The sequence below is a fragment of the Aquimarina celericrescens genome (genome assembly GCF_042682765.1).
Lineage (GTDB): Bacteria > Bacteroidota > Bacteroidia > Flavobacteriales > Flavobacteriaceae > Aquimarina > Aquimarina celericrescens.
The window spans coordinates 182056-204883 of sequence record NZ_JBHUHY010000016.1 but is presented as its reverse complement, the minus strand read 5'-3'; the positions used below and the strand labels follow the sequence as shown (position 1 = coordinate 204883).

The following is a 22828-nucleotide window of genomic DNA, read 5'->3' as shown; positions in this document are numbered from 1 at the left end:
AAATATATTATTATGAGCGTTCAAGTATGGACATGGATTTTAGTAGGGATTACGTTTACCCTTTATTTTGGGATAGCCATATGGGCTAGAGCAGGTTCTACAAAAGAATTTTATGTAGCCGGCGGTGGAGTTTCTCCATTGGCAAACGGTATGGCTACAGCAGCCGATTGGATGAGTGCTGCATCATTTATCTCAATGGCGGGTTTAATCTCGTTTATGGGATATGATGGTTCTGTATTTTTGATGGGATGGACCGGAGGATACGTTTTGTTAGCACTTTTGCTGGCTCCTTATCTTAGAAAGTTCGGAAAGTTTACTGTGCCTGACTTTATTGGAGACCGATACTATTCGAACACAGCCCGAACAGTCGCAGTTATTTGTGCGTTGATCGTTTCATTTACCTATGTAGCAGGTCAAATGAGAGGCGTAGGAATCGTATTTTCCCAATTCTTGCAAGTTGATATTACCCTTGGAGTGATCATTGGAATGGCAGTAGTATTGGTTTTTGCCTTTTTAGGAGGAATGAAAGGAATCACGTATACGCAGGTTGCTCAGTATTGTGTTTTGATCTTTGCCTTTATGGTTCCGGCATTTTTTATTTCAATGCAAATGACTGGTAATATCATTCCACAAATAGGAATGGGGGGTACTGTTGAAGATGGAACTTATTTGTTGGAAAAGTTGGATACATTACACACTCAACTTGGATTTAATGAATATACAGATGGATCAAAATCAACCTGGGATGTTTTTGCAATTACATTAGCTCTTATGGTGGGTACAGCTGGATTACCTCACGTGATTGTACGTTTTTTTACGGTGCCTAAAGTAAAAGATGCCCGTAAATCTGCTGGTTTGGCACTCTTGTTTATTGCAATACTGTATACTACAGCACCGGCAATCGCAGTTTTTGCAAGAACAAATTTGATTGAAACGGTTAGCAATACTGAATATGAAGCGGTACCAGAATGGTTTAAGAATTGGGAAAATACAGGGTTAATCGCCTGGTATGATAAAAATGGTGATGGTAAAATTCAATATGTAAATGGTAGTGCCACAGACGGAAAACCAAAATATACCGGAGAACGAGGGCAATACAATGAACGTTTGGTTTCTAACGCCAACGACTCTGCAAATGAGTTATACGTAGATAGAGATATTATGGTACTTGCCAATCCCGAAATCGCCAATTTACCAAATTGGGTAATTGCCTTGGTGGCGGCTGGAGGTTTGGCTGCTGCCTTATCAACTGCTGCAGGATTATTGCTGGTAATTTCAACCTCTATTTCTCATGACTTGATCAAAAAACAAATCAAACCCGATATTTCAGAAAAAGGAGAGCTTTGGGCTGCCAGAATCAGTATTTTGTTTGCGATTATTATTGCAGGACTGTTCGGTATCTATCCGCCTGGTTTTGTAGCTGCGGTCGTCGCATTGGCTTTTGGATTGGCTGCTGCATCTTTCTTCCCAGCAATTATCCTTGGTATTTTTGATAAAAGAATGAACAGGCAAGGAGCAGTTTGGGGAATGATCGTAGGAATTACCCTCATGTTATTTTACATGATTAGATACAAAACAGGATTAATAGGGGTGATGGAACCAAGACCGAAAGAAGAATGGTGGTTTGGCACATCTCCTGAAGGCTTTGGTACGATTGCCATGATAGTTAATGTTGTTGTTTCTGTTGTAATATCACGCATGACAGCTGCACCACCAGAAGAAGTGCAAGATATTGTAGAACACATTAGAATACCGAGTGGAGCGGGAGAAGCATCTTCACACTGATTTTTAATTTAGAAGAATACGGTGTTATACCATAGTATAGCACCGTTTTTTTCCTAACTTTATAAGGTTAATTGTTCTAAAATGAAAAAAAGACATCAACAGAAGCTTATTGTTCTTTCCCTGGTGTTGTTTTTACTATGGAATGTCCCATTGGTATTGATTTTTGATCATTCTGGCGAAATTTTTGGGTTTCCGATGATCTATTTCTTTATTTTCCTGGTTTGGATATTGGCTATAATCATCTCATTTTTCATATTACGTAGGCACTATGAATAATTATCTTTTGATATCTGTCATTATTGTCTATTTGGCTTTTTTATTTTTGATTGCCTTTTGGGCAGAAAAAAACTCAAAAAGCAAATGGGTTAATAACCCTTATATATATGTTTTATCTTTAGCGGTATACTGTTCTGCCTGGACATATTATGGTAGTGTGGGTATAGCTTCTCAATCCGGTATCAGTTTTTTGACCATTTATTTGGGACCCGTAATCTCATTACCACTATGGATATTGGTAATGCGCAAGATCATTCGCATTTCAAAACAACATAAAATATCCAGTATTGCCGATTTTATATCCTTACGCTATGGAAACAATCGATTTCTAGGAGCTCTTGTCACAGTAATTTGTGTGTTTGCTATTGTGCCTTATATTTCTTTACAATTAAAAGCTATTTCGGAAACCTTTGAGATTATTACTGATGAAACTAGTTATGTTTCAACTACAATATTAGATGATTCCACTTTCTATATTGCGGTACTTCTTGCAATTTTTGTGGCCTTTTTTGGGACACAGGCAACAGATGCGTCACAACGAAGAAAGGGGATTATGACAACCGTTGCAGTAGAGTCGATACTTAAATTGGTATTTTTCTTGGTCGCAGGTGTTTATGTGACCTTCTTCTTGTTTGACGGAACTTCAGATATTTATCAGCAGGCTTCGCAACTTGACAACTTTAAACAAATCACTTCATTCAACGGATTAGAATCAGGTTTTAACTGGATGTTTACCATAATGCTTTCATTTTTTGCCATTTTTTTACTGCCCAGGCAATTTCATGTTGCAGTAGTAGAAAACGATAGAGAACGATATCTCAAAAAGGCGATTTGGATGTTTCCATTATATTTACTCTTATTCAATGTATTTGTAATTTTTATTGCCTGGGGCGGAAATCTTTCTTTTCAAGGCGATGTAAATCAAGATTATTATACACTTCTTTTGCCATTACAGAATAACAACATTGTACTAGCAATGACAGTATTTCTAGGAGGCTTTTCGGCCGTGATTTCTATGGTGGTGGTGTCTACATTGGCTTTATCGACCATGGTCAGCAATAATCTGGTAATACCTTATGGATTTTTAGATAAATTCATTCAGGGAAATCCTGAAAAGAACACCAATTATATTAAGAACATTAGAAGAATATCAATTTTTTCTTTAATTATCATTGCGTACTTCTTTTATGTAAACTTCTCTTACGAATTGTCATTATATTCAATAGGATTAATATCGTTTGTCATCATTGCACAGCTTGCCCCTTCCTTCTTTATAGGACTTTTCTGGAATCGTGGTTCAGCCAAAGCAGTAAAAACTGGAATGATTGTAGGAGTTTTGATTGTCGTGTATACCCTAATTCTTCCGTTTGTTTTAAATGTCCTAAGAGGGAATAACTCGTTTGTTGAACAGGGCTTATTTGGAATCGAGTTGTTAAAACCCTATGCGTTCTTGGGGATCGATTTTCTTAGTCCAGAGGCACATTCCTTTTTTTGGAGTATGTTTTTAAATACCAGTAGCTTTCTTACTATATCCTTACTTTCTAAGGGGAATTATAGAGAACGTAATTATGCCGAAATGTTTATAAATAGTAGTAATTATGCTAACCTACAAGATGGAGCATTTATCTGGAAAGGCGAAGCTTATGTTTCTGATATACGTAGTGTGCTGAATCGTTTTTTAGGCGAAAAACGAACAGAAAGAGCATTAAATCTTTTCAACATGAAGTATGGTATTTCTAAGGAAGAAGAGATGGCCGATGCCAGGCTTATTAATTTTTCTGAAAAATTACTTACGGGTAGTATCGGTAGTGCTTCGGCTAGAATTTTAATTGGTAGTGTAGCCAAAGAAGAACCGGTAAGTCTTCTTGAAGTATTAAAGATATTGGAAGAATCAAAAGAAACTATTGCCATAAATAAGGCATTAAAAGAGAAATCAGAAGAACTTACCCAACTCACAGAAAAATTAAAAACTGCCAATACTGAATTGTTAGAACAGGATCGAATAAAAGATGAATTTTTGGACACCGTGGCCCATGAACTAAAAACACCAATTACTTCCATAAAAGCAGCATCAGAAGTGCTTACTGATGGAGATGAAATGCCTCCTGAACTCAAAACCAAGTTTCTTGATAATATTGTAAATGATTCTGATCGCCTGGCAAGATTAATTCATAATATCCTGGATCTCGAAAAGCTTTCGGGTGGTCATGATCAATTAGAAATTCGAACTAACCAGATAAATAAAACTATAGATAAAGCTATCGATGGGATTTCACAGATGGCTAACCATAAAAAAGTAACAATTGTTCATCAAAACGGCATAGCTATTTTTGCTAATTATGACGAGGACAGAATGCTTCAGGTACTTACCAATCTGTTATCAAATGCCCTTAAGTTTTCTGATCCCCACAAAGGGGCAATAACTGTACTCGCTCATCAAAAACAGGAAGTCGTAGAGGTGGTTGTCGAGGATAACGGAAAAGGAATTCCGGCAGAAGATGCAAACTACATTTTTGATAAGTTTTATCAGGCGAAACATCAAAATATAAAAAAGCCACAGGGTAGTGGTTTGGGGTTAGCAATAAGTAAGAAGATCATAGAGAGTCATCATGGAAAAATTTGGATTGATAAGAAATACAAAAAGGGAGCACGCTTCTTGTTTACCATACCAAAGTAATAGCCTCAATCAAGAAAAACTAATGTATGAAATAAGCCATAACAATAAGGTTGATACCCACCGATATGATTATATGGCGATTCCATCTGACCGCTAAAAAACAGAAATATAAACAGATGAAAAAGATATTAATCGTAGACGATGAACCTAACATAGTAATGTCACTCGAATATACCTTCAAAAAAAAGAACTTCGAAGTATATATCGCTCGAGATGGCGGAGAGGCTCTGCATATAGCAAAGGAGAAGATTCCGGACATAGTGTTGTTAGATATCATGATGCCCAATGTAGATGGTTATGAAACCCTAAAGAAAATTAAAAGCAATAAAAGCCTGAAAGGCATAAAAGTAGTTTTCCTTACAGCTAAAAATAAAGCTTCAGATATCGAAAAAGGATTGCAAATGGGTGCAGACAAATATATAACCAAACCTTTTTCTGTAAAGAAATTGGTTTTAGAAATAAACGAATTATTAAACTAACTTTTTGATGTTGTGTGCAATCGACATTTGTTTAAACTAAATAAGTAACACATGAAATTAAGATTGAATCCCTTAGCCTCAGATATTGTAATTAGCATTTATGTAGTTATATCGCTATACTTAAGATTTAGCCTTGAAAATCAAACACCTATAAGTCCTTTAAATTCTGTTGTTATAGGACTGTGCTTTGTAACCATCCTTTGGGTTTTAATTAAATTAAAGGTGCTGAACCCCAATTGGTTTGGTCTTTTTAAAGGAAAAAAACACAAGAATTAAAAAAAATAGAATTAAAAATATATTAAATACACCAACAATGAGTAATTATCACATAAAACATCTTGAAGAATACTATCAGGTATACAGAAAATCAGTAAGAGATCCAGAAACGTTTTGGGCAGAGGTAGCCGAAGAACACTTTATGTGGCGTAAAAAATGGGACAACGTATTAAGCTGGGACTTTACAAAGCCAGAGATAAAATGGTTTGAAGGTGCACAATTAAATATCACAGAAAACTGTATAGACAGGCACTTGAGTAACAGGGGGCATAAGACAGCGATTCTTTTTGAGCCTAATGACCCCAAAGAAGATGCTCAACATATTACCTATAAACAATTACATGAGCGTGTTTGTAAGTTCGCTAATGTACTTAAAGAACAAGGGGTAAAAAAGGGAGATCGAGTTTGTATTTACCTTCCTATGATTCCAGAATTGGCCATTTCGGTATTGGCCTGTGCAAGGATAGGAGCAGTACACTCCGTAGTTTTTGCTGGTTTTTCGGCTAAAGCATTGTCAACAAGAATTAATGACTGTGATGCAAAAATGGTAATCACCTCAGATGGGTCATATCGCGGAGCCAAGACTATCGATTTGAAAGGTATCGTCGATGAAGCATTAGAAGATTGCCCGGGCATCAAATCAGTGCTGGTTGCTAAACGAATAGGATCTGATATTCATATGAAAAAAGGCCGAGATCACTGGTTGCAGCCACTACTTGATGAAGCATATAAAGATTGTGTTCCCGAAGTAATGGATGCAGAGGACCCTTTGTTTATTTTATATACCTCTGGTTCGACTGGGATGCCAAAAGGAATGTTACACACTACAGCAGGTTATATGGTGTATACTGCCTATACGTTCAAGAATGTATTTCAGTATCAGGAGAATGATATCTATTGGTGTACCGCCGATATCGGCTGGATCACAGGACATTCTTATATCGTTTATGGTCCCTTGGCAAATGGGGCAACTACGGTAATGTTTGAAGGAGTACCTTCATATCCTGATTTTGGACGTTTCTGGGATATTGTGCAAAAGCACAAGATCACTCAATTTTATACCGCACCAACTGCCATTAGGGCATTGGCAAAAGAAAACCTGGATTATGTGACCGATCATGATCTATCTAGTCTTAAAGTATTAGGCACCGTAGGAGAACCTATTAATGAAGAAGCCTGGCACTGGTATAATGATCATGTAGGGGATAAAAAATCACCTATTGTAGATACCTGGTGGCAAACTGAAACTGGCGGAATCATGATTTCACCCATACCTTATTCTACACCTACCAAACCCACCTATGCAACCTTGCCTATGCCAGGAATTCAACCTGCTTTAATGGATGAAAACGGACAAGAAATCAAAGGAAATCAGGTCGATGGACGTTTGTGTATTAAATTCCCCTGGCCATCGATGGCTAGAACCATCTGGGGCAATCATCAACGATATAAGGATACCTACTTTTCGGCTTTCGAAAACAAATACTTTACTGGCGATGGTGCCTTGCGTGATGAAGTAGGATATTATAGAATTACAGGTAGGGTAGACGATGTGATTATTGTTTCTGGTCATAATTTGGGGACAGCACCAATCGAAGATGCAATTAATGAGCATCCTGCCGTAGCAGAATCGGCAATTGTTGGTTTTCCCCATGATATTAAAGGAAATGCATTGTATGGATATATCATTCTAAAAGAAACTGGTGAGTATCGTGATCGTAATAACCTGAGCAAAGAGGTCAACCAGCAAATTACAGAACGTATAGGGCCCATCGCAAAGCTCGATAAAATTCAGTTTGTACCCGGGTTACCTAAAACAAGAAGTGGTAAGATTATGAGAAGGATTCTTCGTAAGATAGCTTCCAAAGATACCAGCAATCTTGGAGACACCAGTACACTTCTCAATCCTGAAGTGGTACAGCAGATCATAGATGAGGCGTTATAATCCTAAATGGTATGCAAATTAATGATATCAATAGCTTTCTGGGATACTATTCTAAAATAAAGAATAGAACCAGGAAGCTTTTTGAGTATATCCCGGAAGATAAGATGGAATGGACATATCAAGAAGGGAAATTTACCATTGGTGATATCATACGACATCTAGCGAATATAGAACGTTATATGTATGCCGAAACGGTTCAATCCAAACCGAGCCTCTATAAAGGTTGCGGAGTCGAATATGCCAAAGGATTTCAGGAAGTAACAGCTTATTATAACCGAATGCATAATGAATCCATGAAAATATTTGCAGAAGTATCACCAGAAGATCTTCACAAAAAATGCAAGATCCCCGGGGGAATAGAAATTACCATCTGGAAATGGTTACGAGCCATGGTAGAACATGAAGTACATCACAGAGGGCAACTGTATTTGTACCTGAGCATATTAAATGTAAAAACTCCACCAATTTTTGGATTAACTTCTGAAGAGGTGGTAGCAAATAGTGATTAAACCCATTATCTTTACAACGTTGAATTGTAAGGAGTGCTGCATGAAAGTAACGTTAAAAGATCGCATAGATTTCTCGATTAGATCGATTAAGAAGCATTCGGGAATTCTGGCTATACTATTACTATTTATCTCTATTGGTAGCTTTCTCATCTATATTGGTACAAGAACCGAAGATTATATTTTCTTTTATGCTTTTGGCGGGCTCATGGCAGGAATGTCTCTTTTTGCTTTTTGGTATACGATGCCCTCTAGTTTTTTGTACTATTACGAACAGGAAATGACCAAAAAGTATGGCAGTTATGCAATTGCCAAAATCACACACAAAGAAATTGAAGATCGTTCGTATCAAGAAAAGGTAGGTAATCGCATCGATCATATAGAAGAGCTTCATTATATCATATCCTATACTTTTGAATATAGAAATATTATGTATAACAACAGTTTTTATGTGGCGGGCGAAGCATGTTTTAATGGGTTAACTATTGGATCCACGATACCTATCAAATTTTTACGCACTAACCCAAAAAAATCATCAGTGAGAAGATTGAAACTTAGCAAGGAGCTTGGTCTTGAAAAGAAATTATGTGAATGATGATCATCTTAAAACAGCAAAGTAATCATGGTTACTATAAGAATAGTAGTAAATTTTAAATATGCACTCAAAGGTAAGTTCTATCAATTCTTTAAGAAATCGATGTATTTATATTTGGCGGCCTCTTTACTAATTGGGTATGCCAATCCATTAGAGAATCAAGGTATTTTCATTTCGGGGATGATCTATTTTTTGATACTATGCAGCATTGTGTTTTTCCTGTATATATTGATGGCTTTCATCATGCCACCTATCATTGGCTTCGATGCAGATGTCACCTTTACCGAAAATGAAATCATTTTGAAGCATAGAAATAAAAACGATATCGAAAAACGAGATTGGACCACTATTAAAAAGATCGATGAAAGTAAAACGATGTTCTACCTGCATGTAGATCGGCGTGCTTTGGCCGCCAGATCCGGGGCTAATCTCTTCTATATCCCAAAAGATAAGCTATCCAAAGAAGCTCTGGAATTATTTAAAGAAAAGAAAAAAGCTTTATAGGTCAGTATAACTATATTCGTAATGCTGCCTATCATGGTCACTGCCCTATTATACACAGTTCCGTCATTACGAGAAGGCATAACAAACATACCGTCACTACGAGGAGGTACGACTAAGTAGTCTGCTGACTATGAAACTATACTTCTCATTATAGCAAAAAGATTGGTTCATTCTACTTTCCTAATGCCAAGCATGTTCGCAATTACGAACATACCGTCACTACGAGGAGGTACGACAAAGTAGTCTTTCAGCTATGAAAAAACTACGCCACTCCCAATAAAAAGATTGCTTCTTCGCTTAAGGCGAATCGCAATGACGAACACCCCGTCACTACGAGGAGGTACGACGAAGTAGTCTGTTTACTATAAAACGATACTTCTCATTATAGCAAAAAGATTGCTTCATTCTACTTTCCTAACGTCAAGAAGATTCGCAATGACAAGCACCCCGTCACTACGAGGAGGTACGACTAAGTAGTCTTTTCTATACGCTCTACACGCTCGTAACACCAAAAAATACAAACCCATTGTGGAAATCCGTAAAGAACTATAAAAGTTATTATCGAATTTTGTAGAAAGAGGTATTGGTAAATTTTTACAAACGTCTTTAAGTATTTTTATAATGGAAATAATAGCAATTGCTATACTTAAAATATGTTTACTTTTATATATACACAATTGTTAGCAAGCATTTGATGAAGATAGTAAACACAAATAATTTGAAAGTTGAGCAATTAGGTGAAAACAAATATCTGACCTGGACTTCTACTATCTATATTTTATTTGTCCCGAAAGTTATTTTTGAGTTGGATGATAACGGAAAAGTGAAAAACACCGATGTTATTGGATTCGCTAGATCTTTGTTGTTAAACTATGCATTTATAATTGGTATATTTTTAATTTATCTATACTTTAAAAATCTGAGCCTTTCTCGAATAACTGACTTTGCGCCTTTTCTCTTCGGAATATTATTATTTCTAATTTTAATAAATTTTATAGTTATTGGAACAACAAAAAGAATTGTAAAAAAGCAAATTAAATAAAAACGACTTGCTAACAATGAACTAAGCTAAAATCCATTGCTTGATATGGTTTTAAAACAAAAGTTTATGTAAATTTTATAATGGCTGATTCCTACTCGGAAATTTCCGTTGGAAATTTACTCCCAACGAAATCATAGCCAGAAACGTTGTGTGTGATCCAAAAAAATCCTTGATTTGATTAAAAAAATAGACATTTTCACTCTAACTATTACTATTTCAACAATTCTCTTTTCTTGCAATAAAGGAATTAAAGTTAATGATGAATTTACTATTGAATATATGGAAATGTTTTCATCAATTTCGTTACGAAATGAGATGCAGGGATTTGTACCAAATGTAACCGAGGCATATTGGAATAAGGATTCTTTAGTTGTATCTGGAAATACAGGATGTTTTCTAATAATATTTAAAAAAACGGAATACAATGATGAAATGGAAAAAATAGATTGTAATGATCTCAAGAAGAAGCTAAAAACAGAACCTACAAAAAAATTCTTCTCAAAATGAAAAGAAAGTATTTTCTATTATTTATTGCTTTTATAATTAGTTGGACTTATTCAGTGCTTATTTTTTATCCTCAACCTGGCCGGTTTGATTGGTTAGGAACTACCATCTTAACATTACTATATGGTTTCTCTTGGATTATCCCAATGACATTCTTTGCATTAGGAATCTTTAAAAAAGGAAATAGAATTCGAAAGATTATAGCAAGTAAGTATTTCACAATCGGACTTATATTAATACTAGGAACTTTTCTGTACATATCTTGGAATACCAAATTTTCAAATGACTTAATTTTTATTGGTTTTTGGACTTTAACAACTTTGCTGTGGTGGAACACTTATCTGAACTTAAAAATATTACAAGGAATTTAAAAATAGACGTTTCAAGAAATAGAATAAAACTACACACAACAATTTGTATATTGTATATGTCGCCTTCAGCAAGCAAACGTACCATACAAGAGCCGTTAGCAACTATTGCAAAAAATGAAGTAACAAGATTCAAATTTGTTCGTCTTGTTAATAAAGAAACTCAATGAAGATTAAGAAATTTTATAAACTAATACTTGCAATTTGGGCATTCGCTCTATTTGGTTGTAAACAAGACAAACAATATTTAAACCCAATTTCTGAAGATGTAGTTATCGAAAACACAGAAGACAATATAAGTCTTTCGGGGACATTATCCTTACCGAGTGAAAAAGGTATCTTTCCAGCTGTAATTCTAATAAGTGGAAATGGAGAGCATAAGAAAGATGCTGAATTCGGTACTCACAAACCATTTTTGGATATTTCAAATTATTTGACTAAAAACAGAATCGCTGTATTACGCTACGATAAGAGAGGTGTTGGACAATCAACTGGAGATTATGATTCGGCGAATTCATTTGATTTTGCTTCCGATGTTAAATCTGCTTTAGATTATTTATTAACAAGAGATGAAATCAACAAACAACAAATTGGATTGATTGGTCATAGTGAGGGAGGTTTAATAGCACCAATAGTTGCCTCTAATTCTTCCAATGTAGCATTTATAATTTCATTAGCGGGACCAAGTCTCTCAGGCGATAAAATTCTTCTATCCCAACAAAAAGCAATAGCCTCTTCGAAAGGTGTAAGTCCGTCTGAAATAGAAAAATCTCAAAAAATAAATAGAGAGGCTTTTGAAATTGTTAAAAAATATAGAGATAAGGATACTCTAAATAGAAAAATGACGGAATACATTGAAAGAATATCTTTAAACGATCCAGATAAACCTGAGAATATGACATATGAAGAATATGTAGATGCACAGGTAAACGGAATTTTAAGACCTTGGATGGAAAACTTTTTAAGGTATGAACCTTCCAATATTATCAAAGATGTAAAATGCCCTGTTTTTGCTATCAACGGCTCTAAAGATTTGCAAGTTTTAGCAAGTCAAAATTTACCAGAATGGAAAAGAATTTTAGAAAATTCGGGAAACGAGAATATAACGATTAGAGAGTTTCCGAATTTAAACCACTTATTTCAAAATAGCGAAACAGGATTACCCGAAGAATACAAGAATCTTGATGAATCTTTTTCGAATAAAGTGATGGAAGAAATGTCAATTTGGATAAAGAAACAAATAAAATAATAGTTGCTAACACCAGTAACCCTTGCACAAGTCCTTAAAAAGTAACTATTGCATTCCACATCTTCAATGTAAGCGATGATTTATGTTGGTGATATTGTAATACTTTAAGGATATAAAGTTGTTCTAAACAGCTTATTTAAGGCCTTAAAGAGGATTTTAATAGTAAAATATATGTAAATATCACCCCAGTTTTGACTTTGCATAGTATTCCCAGTAAATTTTAAAATTTTCCCAGCGGGTAAGCAATGGCAGATAAATACGCATACTTGTTTGCCCGATCTCTAAAGCAAAATCAACACAAATATGCATACGCACCCTGGGGTCATTTATTTAGATATAGAAATTCTCATCTGGCTTAAATTTTTGGATGTATTGGGTATATTTAACAGCAGCTTTAAAAGGAAAATATGTAGGTGTCGAAGAACTAGTAAATGGTATTTGGAAAGTTTATTATGGAAATGTATTTTTAGGATACTTTGATGAAAAACAATGAAGAAACAAACAATAATCTACAAGGTTAGAAACTAATTTAGTGTAAAGTCTAATCTTTAACTTGTGTAGACCATGTATCTTAACGAACACCTAAAAAATATAGAAATGAAAAAATCAATTATCGGATTAGTTTTAGTTATCGCTTGCTCGAGCCTATCCTTCTCACAGAATTCTAACGCTAAAGATGAGATTAAAACTCTTTCCAAGAATAAATGGACATGGATGGCGGACAAAAATGTGGAAGAACTAGCCAGACTTTTTGATGACAGGTCTAAATTCGTCCATATGAGCGGGACTTGGAACAAAGACAGGGAACTCGAAATAATTAAAACTGGTAGTATTTGGTACAAGCAAGCCGATGTTCATGATGTTGCTGTAGAAATTTTTGATAATACCGCGGTACTATGGAACCGAATAACCTTGGTTGCACATGTAAGAGGGAACGACGTATCCAATGAATTTACGGTAACCGAAATCTATAAAAAGGGAGAAGCAGGATGGAAATTGTTGGACTTGACATTCAGTAAGGTTAGGGATACCCATGAAATTGAGCATTAGTCGGCCGATTAATGCAATGCTAAAAAAGGCAGCAGACAACAAAACCATAAACAATACGGGCTTCGGGCTTAATCGAAAGGTTTTTGTGTTTTTATGTTATCCGCAAAATCTTCGGGATTTTGCTTTAGACAAGAAAAGAAAAAACAAAAAGATTTTGCTATGTGCGTGGCGGTAAGTAATTGCTAGTTTGCTCCCGTACTGTTCATAGCTAGTTAGCAAAAATTAAATTCACGAAATGCTGTAACCTAATTTATTTATTAATCGTCCTAAGCATATAAATCAAATATATATTATGAAAAGACGAGTACTTTTATTTTTTGCACTATTCTATGTTATAGTATCAACCGCTCAACACAATACTTCAGTAACCACTCCAGATCACAATACAATAAACGAATGGTTATTGAATAATAATGTTCCAGCTATTGCTATTGCCACAATTGAAAACGGAAAATTAAATCATCTACTTTCATACGGAAATACTCAAGGTGGATTACCTGCTAAATCGAACACTATATTTGATGTTGCTTCACTTACAAAAACCGTAACAACATTACTGACTCTAAAACTAGTTGGTAATGGTTCTTGGGATTTGGACAATCCTTTGTTTAATTACTGGATAGACCCAGATGTGAAAAATGATTCCCTACATAAAAAGATAACAACACGACATGTTTTAAGCCATAGGACAGGTTTTGCCAACTGGAGATGGATGCACCAAACTAAAAAATTAACTTTTGAGTTCGAACCCGGTTCTAAATTTCAATACTCTGGAGAAGGTTTTGAATATTTGAGAAAAGCTTTAGAGAATAGGTTTGACATACCCTTTGAAGAACTTGCCGATTCGTTGGTTTTCAAGCCAAACAAAATGAACGACAGTTATCTAGTTTGGAATGAACATATAGATAGTGTCAGGTTCGCAGGTGCTCACGACAAATCTGGAAATGCATATGATTATGTTAAATCTTTTAAAGTAAATGCAGCCGATAATTTATTAACTACAATTGAAGATTTTGGAAATCTTGGAGTAAATATTATTAATCGCCAATACCTTGATCAAAATGTATATGATGAAATGATAAGTCAACAATCCATAGTTCGTGAAGGAATAAATTTTGGATTGGGTTGGATTGTTTTCAATGACTTACCTAATAATGAGTATGCGTTGTTTAATGCGGGAAGTGATATAGGTGTAAACGCCTTGATAGTTCTCTTGCCTAAATCTAAAAGAGGACTTATCGTGATTACAAATGGAGATAATGGAAGAGCACTTGCTATGAAAACTATCGGAGAAACTTTGGGAGAAGCTGGAAAGGAAATCCTGGGCAGATTCTAAAACTTTTGCTAACTATGGTAACCGTTGCACAATCCTCTAAAAAGAACAATATTGATTAGAAAATCGATGATCTAAGCCCTGCTTTCTATGAACAATATTATACTATCTTACGAATGTAATTATGCTCTAAATTGCTTATTTGATGCCTTAAAAGGTGTTTTAATATTAAAATTTATGCAAATTGTACCGCAGTCTGACTTTGCACAGTATTGATGGTAAATTTTAAAAATTTTTCCAGCTGGTAAGCAATGGCAGATAAATACGTACACTCGTTTGCCCGATCTCTAAAACGCAATCAAGACAAATATGCATACGCATCCTGGCCGTTTATTTAGATGTAGTATAAGAGTAATGGTAGAGAGATACAAATGTTTTAAGTATTTTTATAATGGAAATTATAGCAATTGCTGTATTTAAAATATGTTTACTTTTATACATATGCAGTTGTTACCAACAATTAAAAGGAAAACAAAAACCATGAATCGAATTAAAATAATCATACTAACAATTTTGGCAATTGCATTAACAAGTGCGTTTACTGTAACTATTGATCTAGAAACAAAGTCCTTACTGAATGAAAAAGTTGAGCTGAAGATTCCAAAGGATTTCGATATTATGTCGGAAGAATTGATGAAATTAAAATATCCGTCAGATAGAAGACCAACTTTAGTGTATTCTAACGAATCGGGTGGAATTAATATCGCTTTGAATCTGACTCAAAATCAGGCAAGTCAACAAATGATTCCTGCCTACCAGGACAATTTCGTTCAGACTTTTAAAAATCTTTATCCTTCTGCTGAGTGGAAAGACAATGGGATTAAAATGATTAATGGTAAGAAAGTTGGTTATCTTGAATTAGTGACCCCTGCAATAGACACCGAGATTTACAATTTACTGTTCTTTACTGACTTAGACGGTAAATTGCTTCTTTGCACTTTCAATTGCACTAAGAAAAGCATTGACAAATGGACACCTATTGCCAAGGAAATTATGAACTCTCTAAAAATAAAATAACTGGTGCCAACACCGCATATAGCTTATAGCGGGGGGATGGCTGCCAGCAAGGTTCTCGCTTTATTAACCAACGTTGTTTTTGGTAGACAGAAAAGTGCTTGGAAATCGCCACAAGCCGTATGCAAAGCATTAGCCTCAATTTGACCAAAAATGAGAAATCTAATTTTAATATTTTGTATTTGCTTCTGCTTCCAAAGTCAAGGACAGGAAAAAACAATCGATACGATAAATGTAGTGTTGCTCGGAACTTTTCATTACGGAACGACAACCGACGCTAGTAGAACTGATTTTCCAGACTTGTTTAGCGATAAAAGGCAAATTGAACTCGAGGAGTTAACTAACCAACTTGCTAATCTTGACTTTGATAAGGTTTTTATTGAACGACAAGAAAAATATCAGAGAAAATATGATAGCCTTTACAATCTCTATCTTTCTCAAAAATTAAAAGATACAACGATTATTCGGCCAGAAGAAATTCAAATTGGCTTTAGGTTAGCTAAAAAATTGGGACTCAACAAAGTATTTTGTGTTGATGTTAAGCAATCCCTGCCGTATCATAAAATAAAGGAATTCGAGAAAAATTTTGCTAACGAGGAAGAATCATCATTTTTTAAAAATTCTATTTATCCATTTAAAGACAAAAGCCAAAAACTTGATTTGTCAAATCAAAGTTTATCTGAATACTATTTGAAAATGAATAATGATTTTCATAAAAAATATAGATTTTACGATTATTTTCATTATTCAATGTCTTATCAATCGGAAAATGATTTCACTGGAGCTGAATTTACTAGTGTTTGGCATGAAAGAAATTTGAAAATTTACAGTAAAATCTTGAATCACCTAAGTGAAGAAGATAAAACCATTTTTGTTTTGTTTGGAAGCTCTCATACCGACATTCTTGAACAATTCTTTAAATTAAATCCTCACTTCAAAATAATCAAATTAAACGAAATAATAACCGAATAAAAACTGTGGCTAACCTTGACTATAAATAATTGCTTGTTCTCGACTACTTCTGAAAATTCCAACTGAATTTTCAGTTTGATGTGCACTTACAAACATAATTAAGGAGAATCAAGAAACAAGTCTCTAGCAATCAAAAAATATAATCAAGCGTTAGATATAGCTAAAGATTATTTTGATTATAATCGTACATTTATTCATGATATAGGAAATAAATTAAAAAAATAACAAACTACAACAGACGTTATGTACAATTACGAAAACAATAAAACTCTATAACAAATGGATAAACTTACCATAGTAGGTACTTTTACTTTTGTTATTCTGTTTTTCTCCGTACTATTTTCCTTTTTTCTACTAACCGTAAAACCTAAAAACAAAATAGGAAATAAATTATTGGCCATATATTTTATTGCATTTGCAATACATATTAGTGTTTTCTTCTATTCTCAATATATAGAACTTCCATCGGTAATTGAAATGTTACGAGATCAAATTATTGATTTATCTAGTCCGCTACTTTTCTTGTATTTATTAGCTAATATATATTCAGATTTTAAATTTCGCTTGATACACCTCTTACATGTACTTCCTTTAATTATTGGCATTTTAATATTTACTCCTCGATTTTATGGAGTTAGTGAAAGCGATAGGATTCTTTTTACTGAAAATTTCAACTCGCAAATTGAAGTAAAAATCAGCTATGTAGTTAGCACACTTATTAGCTTATTTTACTTGATTTTAATGTTTAGTGAATTAAAAAAATACAAAACACTACTTATAGAAAATTATTCAAATACATCTTCTTTTAACTATAAATGGCTATATCAATTAACCTTGGTCGTTTCATTTATTTTTGCATTTTCTCAATGTAAACAAGTGTATAAATTTATAGGTAGCGATGTAGATACCTTAAATTTAATGCGCCTGTTACTTATCATAGTTCTATTAGGCTTTCTACTTTGGATTGTATTGAAAAGTATGTATCAGCCTGAATTATTTAAAGCGATCGATTCCAGACACCTTTTAATCACTGAAGAACTAAAGAAAAAGGATGTAGTTACAGAGATAGATAACGTTGTAAAGTCACAAATTAAAAGCTTAGAGCGTTTCATGGAAGAGAAAGAACCCTTTCTCGATGCTTCATTAACTATTCAGAAATTAGCTTTTCAATTTGGAATACCTTCGCGAGAATTATCTATTTTAATAAATCATCATTTAAATCAGCATTTTTTCGATTTCATAACAACGTATCGTATAAAAAAAGCGATAACTTTAATAGAAAACCCTTCAAATAAAAACCTTACTGTTTTAGAAATTTTGTACGATGTTGGCTTTAATTCTAAATCTCCTTTCAATAAAGCTTTTAAAAAACATACAGGATTAACACCAACTGAGTATCGCAAACATCTTCACAAAAAAGATCTTAACATAAAGTAGTACGTCCTCTAAAAAAGTAATACGCATTTATAGGATAAAAAAGCGTACAACTTTATTTAGTTGTACGTCTTATTAACTACTTCTTTTCACTTTTGCTTTGAATTTAAAACAAAACAAAAATGAAAACTCTTTTTTTATCCATCGTTACTATGTTAACCTCTTCTAATTTTTTTGCGCAAAATCAATCGCAAGATATCAATGCTCAAAACGCAGAAATATTACTAAATGAATATCTAATTAAAAATGATCCTGGAATTGCTGTTTCTGTTGTTAAAGATGGAAATGTCATCTATAAGAAAAATAAGGGGTATTCGAATTTAGAACATAGGGTTCCCATAACAGATTCTACAAAATTTGTTGTAGGTTCCATATCAAAACAATTTACAGCATTCTCAATCTTATTATTAGAAGAGGAAGGAAAACTTTCTATAGATGATGATATTACGAAATATTTGCCTGAACTCAACGGTTTACCCTATAACATAACCATTAAGCATTTTATGAACCACACCAGCGGGTTTAGAGATAATACAGATTTGAATAGTCTTAAAGGTAGAACAGATTTGGACCGTACAAGTCAAACACAAATGGTAAACCTATTATTAAGACAAAAAGGATTAAATTTCGTACCAGGCTCTAGGTTTCAGTATTGTAATTCGGGTTATGTTCTATTGGCAGAAATTGTGAAACGTGTTTCTGGGATAACATTTGCTGAGTTTGTTCGCAAAAGGATTTTTGAGCCTCTTGATATGAAAAATAGCCTGTTTTTAGACGACCCTGGTTTAGTGGTAAAAAACAAGGCGCTTTCTTATGGTAAACAGAATGACAAGTATTATTACATCCCACTTAATAGGTCTATAGTTGGGTCTACAGGACTTTATACTACCGTTAACGATTTGTCTCATTGGGCCAATAATTTTGACAATTTGACTATTGGAAGTACAAACATACTTAAGAAAATGGAAACCAAAAGTCGTTTAAATAATGGCGAAATTATTCCGTATGCATTAGGTCAAGAATTAAAAGTTTACAAAGGTCTGGATGTTATTTTTCACGGAGGAGGTGATGCTGGTTACAGATCGTATTTATTAAGAGTACCAGAACATCAACTTAATATTTCAGTTTCTGGTAATTTTGAATCATTCAATCCTTTAAATATTTCTTATGGTTTGGTTGATATATTTTTATCCGATTACATTAAAAAACCTATTAAAAAAGAACTCCCAAATTACACAAATAAGAAATTAAAAAAGTTCGAAGGCGAATATCAAGTTTTCCCGGGTTTGTATATAACTATTTTTGCTGAACAAGACGCTCTTTTCTTTAAGAGTTATGGTTATGAAGATAAATTAAAATTACCTGTTTTGGGAGAAAATGAATTTGAGTTCCCAGCCAGAGCACATAGCAAGTTCAAGTTTGTAAAAAATGGTCTTAATTGGCATTTTTCAGACTTTTATTATCCTGCAAAAAAAGTAACTCTAAATCCACCACAATATGCTGATATAGATTTAAAAGAACTAAAAGGAATATATAAAAGTGATGAAGTTCAAACTTCCTATGAATTTATAATACAGGATAATAAACTAATAGGTATTCATAATTTTAATGGCGATGTAGAATTAAAGCCAATAGACAAAGATAGCTTCATAACTGATTTATCATATATTGGTCGTATAGAATTTACGAGAGATAGTAAAGGAAACATTGATGGTTGTAAAATATCTGGACAAAATTCTTACGATGTGTTTTTTTATAAAAGTGAATAAAATAACAGTACAAAACAATGGTAACTGTTGCGCGAGCCTGTTAAAAGAACAATATTGATTAGAAAATCGATGATTTAAGCCCTGCTTTCTATGAGCAATATTATATTATCTTGAGTGTATAACTATGTTCTAAACGACTTATTTGATGCCTTAGAATGGGTTTTAATAATAAAATATATGCAAATAGCAACCCAGTCTGACTTTTTACAGTATTCCTAATAATTTTTAAAAATTTTTCCAGCTGGTAAGCAATGGCAGATAAATACGTACACTCGTTTGTCCGATCTCTAAAGCACAGTCAACACAAATGTGCATACACATCCTGGGGTCTTTTATTTAGATGTAGAAATTCTCAATCTGGCTTACCAATTTTTAGATGTATTATAGGAGCGATGAAAGAGAGATACAAATGTTTTAAGTATTTTTATAATGGAAATAATAGCAATTGCTAAACTTAAAATATGTTTACTTTTACACATATACAATTGTTAGGATTTATAAATATTAAAATAAATGACAATCCCGAGATTTCTGTATCACTACTATGAACTTGAAAAAGGATCATTCCAGAATATTACTGAACTTGGATTTGACAATGCTATAAAAATCCAAAATCAAATATCTGAGGGATGGAATAGTCAAAGACCCAATAATTACATTGAATTAAGATTTGCTTTGGAAAAGCGAATTAAGGAACAGTTTACTTTAATGGGAGGAAAACCTAATCGAAATGACCCTTTTTACTTCACATTAGGAGAATGTGAATGGGCTAAATCTTGGTATGTTAACCCAAGTTTTATAAAAATACCTTTGTCTGACTTTCATACTGAACACATCAGCTTTACATATCCCGATAGTATGATTTCTTTTCAATTTTATGATGAACCTAAACTTAATACTTATCGAAAAGAATGTAATGGAAAGGTTTTTTTATTAAATGAATTGGATAACTTGATAAATGAATATGGTTTACCTTCAAAACAGCTATGGGAATCTGAAGAAAAAATGAAGTATGATCGATATATCGAGGTACAAATATGGGATGATTCAATAATTAAAGATTATAAAAACAAATCCTAACATCATATATAAAATCAAAGCAAAGTTTAAGGCTAGATCAGAAGATAATTTCCTTTTTGCAATGGCGCTAGATACCCAGTCAAGCTGAGTACAAGCTTTTATAAATTAAACCTGCCTACCTGGCGGATGGCAGGCAGGCAAGAAATAAAAATGCACACCTGCCTGCCGTCCGAAGGTAGGCAGGGATAAATCAAATGGTTCAGGTGTGTTTGCCTTGCTCCAACTCATATATTTAACGTTAGCAAACATAGCACAAACCCTTAAAAATTAATTCAGTACCTTGTAGAATGAAATATTCTATAAGTACTTTGCTAAGTCTAGGGGCTATTGTCATTTTTTTAATTTCTTCATGTAAAAACAACAAGCCAAATGCAGATTTATCATCATTAAATCTACTGAGAGGTGAACTCCAATTGTGTGGTAATGGTGAGTTTGGAGATGTCAACTTTTCAGAGTCCTGTAGTTATGAAACAAGAGAAACATTCAACCTTGCTATTTCTTTGCTTCATTCCTTTGAATATATTGAAGCTGAAAAAGCATTTGCAAAAGTAATAGATAAAGACCCTGAATGTGCCATGGCATATTGGGGTGTAGCAATGAGTATTTATCACGGGTTATGGGCACCACCTGAGAAATCCGTTTTAGAAAAAGGAGTAAAACTTATTGCAATAGCTGAAAAACTGCCCAAATCAAAAAAATCGAAACAATATTTAGACGCCATAGGTGCTTTCTATAAGAACTGGGAATCAGCTGATGACCAAAGTCGAAAGCTTGCTTATGCCCAAAAAATGAAAGACATGTATGAAGAAAATAGCGAGGATACCGAAGTAGCCGTATTCTATGCTTTGGCCCTTCGAGCATCAGCAGTAGCCTCAGACAAAACCTATTCAAAACAACGTGAGGCTGGACAAATTTTAGAGGATTTGTTCAGAAAAGAACCGAACCATCCGGGCATTGCACACTATATCATTCATTCCTACGATTATCCAGAATTAGCCAAGCTGGGACTGAACACAGCTAGACGCTATGCAGATATTGCTCCAAATTCTGCACACGCCCAACATATGCCGTCACATATATTTACACGTTTGGGACTTTGGGACGAATCAATTGGCACTAATCTTAATTCTGCTGAATCAGCAATTTGTTATGCAGAAAGCGTTTCACCTGGAGCACATTGGGACGAAGAAGTACACGCCATGGGATATTTAGTTTATGCCTATCTGCAAACAGGAAATAATAAACTCGCTTATCAACAATACGAGTACCTTAAATCTTTTAAAGAAATCTTTCCGCCTAACTTTAAAATTGCTTACACTGCAGCAGCTATTCCTGCACGTATAGCCGTGGAAAACAAAAATTGGGAAGAGGCAGGAACTTTAGAGTTACCTCGAATTGCGGGATTAGAGTGGCAGAAATTCCCTTGGCAAAAATCATTACTACATTTTGCAAGAGCATTGGGCAACATTCATACAAATAATCTAGAATTTGTACATAAAGACCTTAATTTCCTACGTTCTTTTGAGAAAGAGCTGATCATAGTAGACGACACCTATAAAGCCAATCAGGTAGCTATCCAAATTAAAACAATAGAAGCATGGATTAAATTAAAAAAAGGGAATAACGAAGAAGCCATCACTTTAATGACTACCGCAGCTGAAATGGAAAGTTTAACCTCCAAACATCCTGTAACTCCAGGTGAAATTTTACCAGCAGATGAACTTTTGGCAGATATGCTTTTAGCCTTAAATAAACCGCAGGAAGCATTAGCAGCCTATGAGCTAAACCTCGTAAGACGTCCAAACAGATTCAACGGTCTATATGGAGCGGCCATTGCAGCAAAACAATCTGGTAATATGAAAAAATCAGCTATTTATTTTGAAGCACTGCTAAAACTAACTGAGAAAATAGACAGCGATAGAAAAGAAATCAAAGTGGCCAAAGCATTTCTAGAACAGAATACCATTTAA

The 22828-nt window shown here is 34.1% G+C and carries 21 protein-coding genes; all 21 read left to right on the top strand.

The genetic code is table 11. The features are described 5' to 3' along the window. The first annotated feature begins 12 nt into the window (after nucleotides 1-12). Entirely contained in the window at nucleotides 13-1785 is a 1773-nt protein-coding gene (locus ACFSJT_RS15940) for a sodium:solute symporter family protein (protein WP_378321324.1), read from the top strand. Between the two features lie 81 nt (nucleotides 1786-1866). After that, the gene (locus tag ACFSJT_RS15935) at nucleotides 1867-2061 is read left to right on the top strand and encodes a hypothetical protein (RefSeq protein WP_378321323.1); all 195 of its coding nucleotides are present in this window, start codon (nucleotides 1867-1869) and stop codon (nucleotides 2059-2061) included. Continuing rightward, complete coding sequence (locus ACFSJT_RS15930) at nucleotides 2054-4738, top strand: ATP-binding protein (RefSeq protein ID WP_378321322.1); 2685 nt, start codon at nucleotides 2054-2056, stop codon at nucleotides 4736-4738. Before ACFSJT_RS15935 ends, ACFSJT_RS15930 begins: the two co-directional genes overlap by 8 nt. A 65-nt stretch (nucleotides 4739-4803) precedes the next feature. Continuing rightward, a complete protein-coding gene (locus ACFSJT_RS15925; RefSeq protein WP_465252812.1) occupies nucleotides 4804-5217 on the top strand; it encodes a response regulator transcription factor in 414 nt (137 codons plus the stop codon). 51 nt (nucleotides 5218-5268) lie between these two features. After that, on the top strand, nucleotides 5269-5493 hold the full coding sequence (locus ACFSJT_RS15920) for a hypothetical protein (RefSeq protein ID WP_378321319.1): 225 nt from the start codon (nucleotides 5269-5271) through the stop codon (nucleotides 5491-5493). Between the two features lie 37 nt (nucleotides 5494-5530). Further along, nucleotides 5531-7438 carry an acetate--CoA ligase gene (gene acs / locus ACFSJT_RS15915; RefSeq protein ID WP_378321317.1) on the top strand — a complete coding sequence of 636 codons (1908 nt, stop codon included), beginning with the start codon at nucleotides 5531-5533 and terminating at the stop codon, nucleotides 7436-7438. Between the two features lie 11 nt (nucleotides 7439-7449). Continuing rightward, complete coding sequence (locus ACFSJT_RS15910) at nucleotides 7450-7947, top strand: DinB family protein (RefSeq protein WP_378321316.1); 498 nt, start codon at nucleotides 7450-7452, stop codon at nucleotides 7945-7947. Nucleotides 7948-7987: 40 nt separating this feature from the next. Continuing rightward, nucleotides 7988-8539, top strand: coding sequence for a hypothetical protein (locus ACFSJT_RS15905; RefSeq protein ID WP_378321315.1), 552 nt, complete (start codon nucleotides 7988-7990; stop codon nucleotides 8537-8539). 27 nt (nucleotides 8540-8566) lie between these two features. After that, nucleotides 8567-9043 carry a YcxB family protein gene (locus ACFSJT_RS15900; protein WP_378321314.1) on the top strand — a complete coding sequence of 159 codons (477 nt, stop codon included), beginning with the start codon at nucleotides 8567-8569 and terminating at the stop codon, nucleotides 9041-9043. A 1216-nt stretch (nucleotides 9044-10259) separates the two neighbouring features. After that, nucleotides 10260-10592 carry a hypothetical protein gene (locus ACFSJT_RS15895; RefSeq protein ID WP_378321312.1) on the top strand — a complete coding sequence of 111 codons (333 nt, stop codon included), beginning with the start codon at nucleotides 10260-10262 and terminating at the stop codon, nucleotides 10590-10592. Then, nucleotides 10589-10960: a hypothetical protein gene (locus tag ACFSJT_RS15890; protein ID WP_378321311.1), complete on the top strand. Its 372-nt coding sequence runs from the start codon at nucleotides 10589-10591 to the stop codon at nucleotides 10958-10960. The genes ACFSJT_RS15895 and ACFSJT_RS15890 overlap by 4 nt, the downstream gene beginning before the upstream one ends. Before the next feature lie 163 nt (nucleotides 10961-11123). Then, entirely contained in the window at nucleotides 11124-12206 is a 1083-nt protein-coding gene (locus tag ACFSJT_RS15885) for an alpha/beta hydrolase family protein (protein WP_378321310.1), read from the top strand. 367 nt (nucleotides 12207-12573) lie between these two features. Next, a complete protein-coding gene (locus tag ACFSJT_RS15880; protein WP_378321309.1) occupies nucleotides 12574-12699 on the top strand; it encodes a hypothetical protein in 126 nt (41 codons plus the stop codon). A 104-nt stretch (nucleotides 12700-12803) separates the two neighbouring features. Continuing rightward, nucleotides 12804-13256, top strand: a complete 453-nt coding sequence (locus ACFSJT_RS15875) for a nuclear transport factor 2 family protein (protein WP_378321308.1) — start codon at nucleotides 12804-12806, stop codon at nucleotides 13254-13256. 292 nt (nucleotides 13257-13548) lie between these two features. Beyond that, nucleotides 13549-14592: a serine hydrolase domain-containing protein gene (locus tag ACFSJT_RS15870; protein ID WP_378321307.1), complete on the top strand. Its 1044-nt coding sequence runs from the start codon at nucleotides 13549-13551 to the stop codon at nucleotides 14590-14592. 477 nt (nucleotides 14593-15069) lie between these two features. Then, on the top strand, nucleotides 15070-15606 hold the full coding sequence (locus ACFSJT_RS15865) for a hypothetical protein (protein WP_378321306.1): 537 nt from the start codon (nucleotides 15070-15072) through the stop codon (nucleotides 15604-15606). Between the two features lie 150 nt (nucleotides 15607-15756). Further along, nucleotides 15757-16575 carry a DUF5694 domain-containing protein gene (locus tag ACFSJT_RS15860; RefSeq protein ID WP_378321305.1) on the top strand — a complete coding sequence of 273 codons (819 nt, stop codon included), beginning with the start codon at nucleotides 15757-15759 and terminating at the stop codon, nucleotides 16573-16575. A gap of 279 nt (nucleotides 16576-16854) precedes the next feature. Next, the gene (locus ACFSJT_RS15855; protein WP_378321304.1) at nucleotides 16855-18012 is read left to right on the top strand and encodes a helix-turn-helix domain-containing protein; all 1158 of its coding nucleotides are present in this window, start codon (nucleotides 16855-16857) and stop codon (nucleotides 18010-18012) included. 119 nt (nucleotides 18013-18131) lie between these two features. Beyond that, nucleotides 18132-19778, top strand: coding sequence for a serine hydrolase domain-containing protein (locus ACFSJT_RS15850; protein ID WP_378321303.1), 1647 nt, complete (start codon nucleotides 18132-18134; stop codon nucleotides 19776-19778). A 513-nt stretch (nucleotides 19779-20291) separates the two neighbouring features. After that, nucleotides 20292-20858 (top strand): hypothetical protein, encoded by a 567-nt coding sequence (locus ACFSJT_RS15845; RefSeq protein WP_378321302.1) that lies wholly within the window; start codon nucleotides 20292-20294, stop codon nucleotides 20856-20858. A 287-nt stretch (nucleotides 20859-21145) separates the two neighbouring features. After that, on the top strand, nucleotides 21146-22828 hold the full coding sequence (locus ACFSJT_RS15840; RefSeq protein ID WP_378321301.1) for a tetratricopeptide repeat protein: 1683 nt from the start codon (nucleotides 21146-21148) through the stop codon (nucleotides 22826-22828).

What these genes read in the sequence shown, in the direction of transcription:
- ACFSJT_RS15940 (WP_378321324.1), top strand. Translation starts at nt 13, where the DNA reads ATGAGCGTTCAAGTATGGACATGGATTTTAGTAGGGATTACGTTTACC.
- ACFSJT_RS15855 (WP_378321304.1), top strand. Translation starts at nt 16,855, where the DNA reads ATGGATAAACTTACCATAGTAGGTACTTTTACTTTTGTTATTCTGTTT.
- ACFSJT_RS15860 (WP_378321305.1), top strand. Translation starts at nt 15,757, where the DNA reads ATGAGAAATCTAATTTTAATATTTTGTATTTGCTTCTGCTTCCAAAGT.
- ACFSJT_RS15880 (WP_378321309.1), top strand. Translation starts at nt 12,574, where the DNA reads ATGTATTGGGTATATTTAACAGCAGCTTTAAAAGGAAAATATGTAGGT.
- acs (WP_378321317.1), top strand. Translation starts at nt 5,531, where the DNA reads ATGAGTAATTATCACATAAAACATCTTGAAGAATACTATCAGGTATAC.
- ACFSJT_RS15890 (WP_378321311.1), top strand. Translation starts at nt 10,589, where the DNA reads ATGAAAAGAAAGTATTTTCTATTATTTATTGCTTTTATAATTAGTTGG.
- ACFSJT_RS15840 (WP_378321301.1), top strand. Translation starts at nt 21,146, where the DNA reads ATGAAATATTCTATAAGTACTTTGCTAAGTCTAGGGGCTATTGTCATT.
- ACFSJT_RS15910 (WP_378321316.1), top strand. Translation starts at nt 7,450, where the DNA reads ATGCAAATTAATGATATCAATAGCTTTCTGGGATACTATTCTAAAATA.
- ACFSJT_RS15885 (WP_378321310.1), top strand. Translation starts at nt 11,124, where the DNA reads ATGAAGATTAAGAAATTTTATAAACTAATACTTGCAATTTGGGCATTC.
- ACFSJT_RS15930 (WP_378321322.1), top strand. Translation starts at nt 2,054, where the DNA reads ATGAATAATTATCTTTTGATATCTGTCATTATTGTCTATTTGGCTTTT.
- ACFSJT_RS15935 (WP_378321323.1), top strand. Translation starts at nt 1,867, where the DNA reads ATGAAAAAAAGACATCAACAGAAGCTTATTGTTCTTTCCCTGGTGTTG.
- ACFSJT_RS15865 (WP_378321306.1), top strand. Translation starts at nt 15,070, where the DNA reads ATGAATCGAATTAAAATAATCATACTAACAATTTTGGCAATTGCATTA.
- ACFSJT_RS15870 (WP_378321307.1), top strand. Translation starts at nt 13,549, where the DNA reads ATGAAAAGACGAGTACTTTTATTTTTTGCACTATTCTATGTTATAGTA.
- ACFSJT_RS15925 (WP_465252812.1), top strand. Translation starts at nt 4,804, where the DNA reads ATGATTATATGGCGATTCCATCTGACCGCTAAAAAACAGAAATATAAA.
- ACFSJT_RS15920 (WP_378321319.1), top strand. Translation starts at nt 5,269, where the DNA reads ATGAAATTAAGATTGAATCCCTTAGCCTCAGATATTGTAATTAGCATT.
- ACFSJT_RS15850 (WP_378321303.1), top strand. Translation starts at nt 18,132, where the DNA reads ATGAAAACTCTTTTTTTATCCATCGTTACTATGTTAACCTCTTCTAAT.
- ACFSJT_RS15845 (WP_378321302.1), top strand. Translation starts at nt 20,292, where the DNA reads ATGACAATCCCGAGATTTCTGTATCACTACTATGAACTTGAAAAAGGA.
- ACFSJT_RS15905 (WP_378321315.1), top strand. Translation starts at nt 7,988, where the DNA reads ATGAAAGTAACGTTAAAAGATCGCATAGATTTCTCGATTAGATCGATT.
- ACFSJT_RS15900 (WP_378321314.1), top strand. Translation starts at nt 8,567, where the DNA reads ATGGTTACTATAAGAATAGTAGTAAATTTTAAATATGCACTCAAAGGT.
- ACFSJT_RS15875 (WP_378321308.1), top strand. Translation starts at nt 12,804, where the DNA reads ATGAAAAAATCAATTATCGGATTAGTTTTAGTTATCGCTTGCTCGAGC.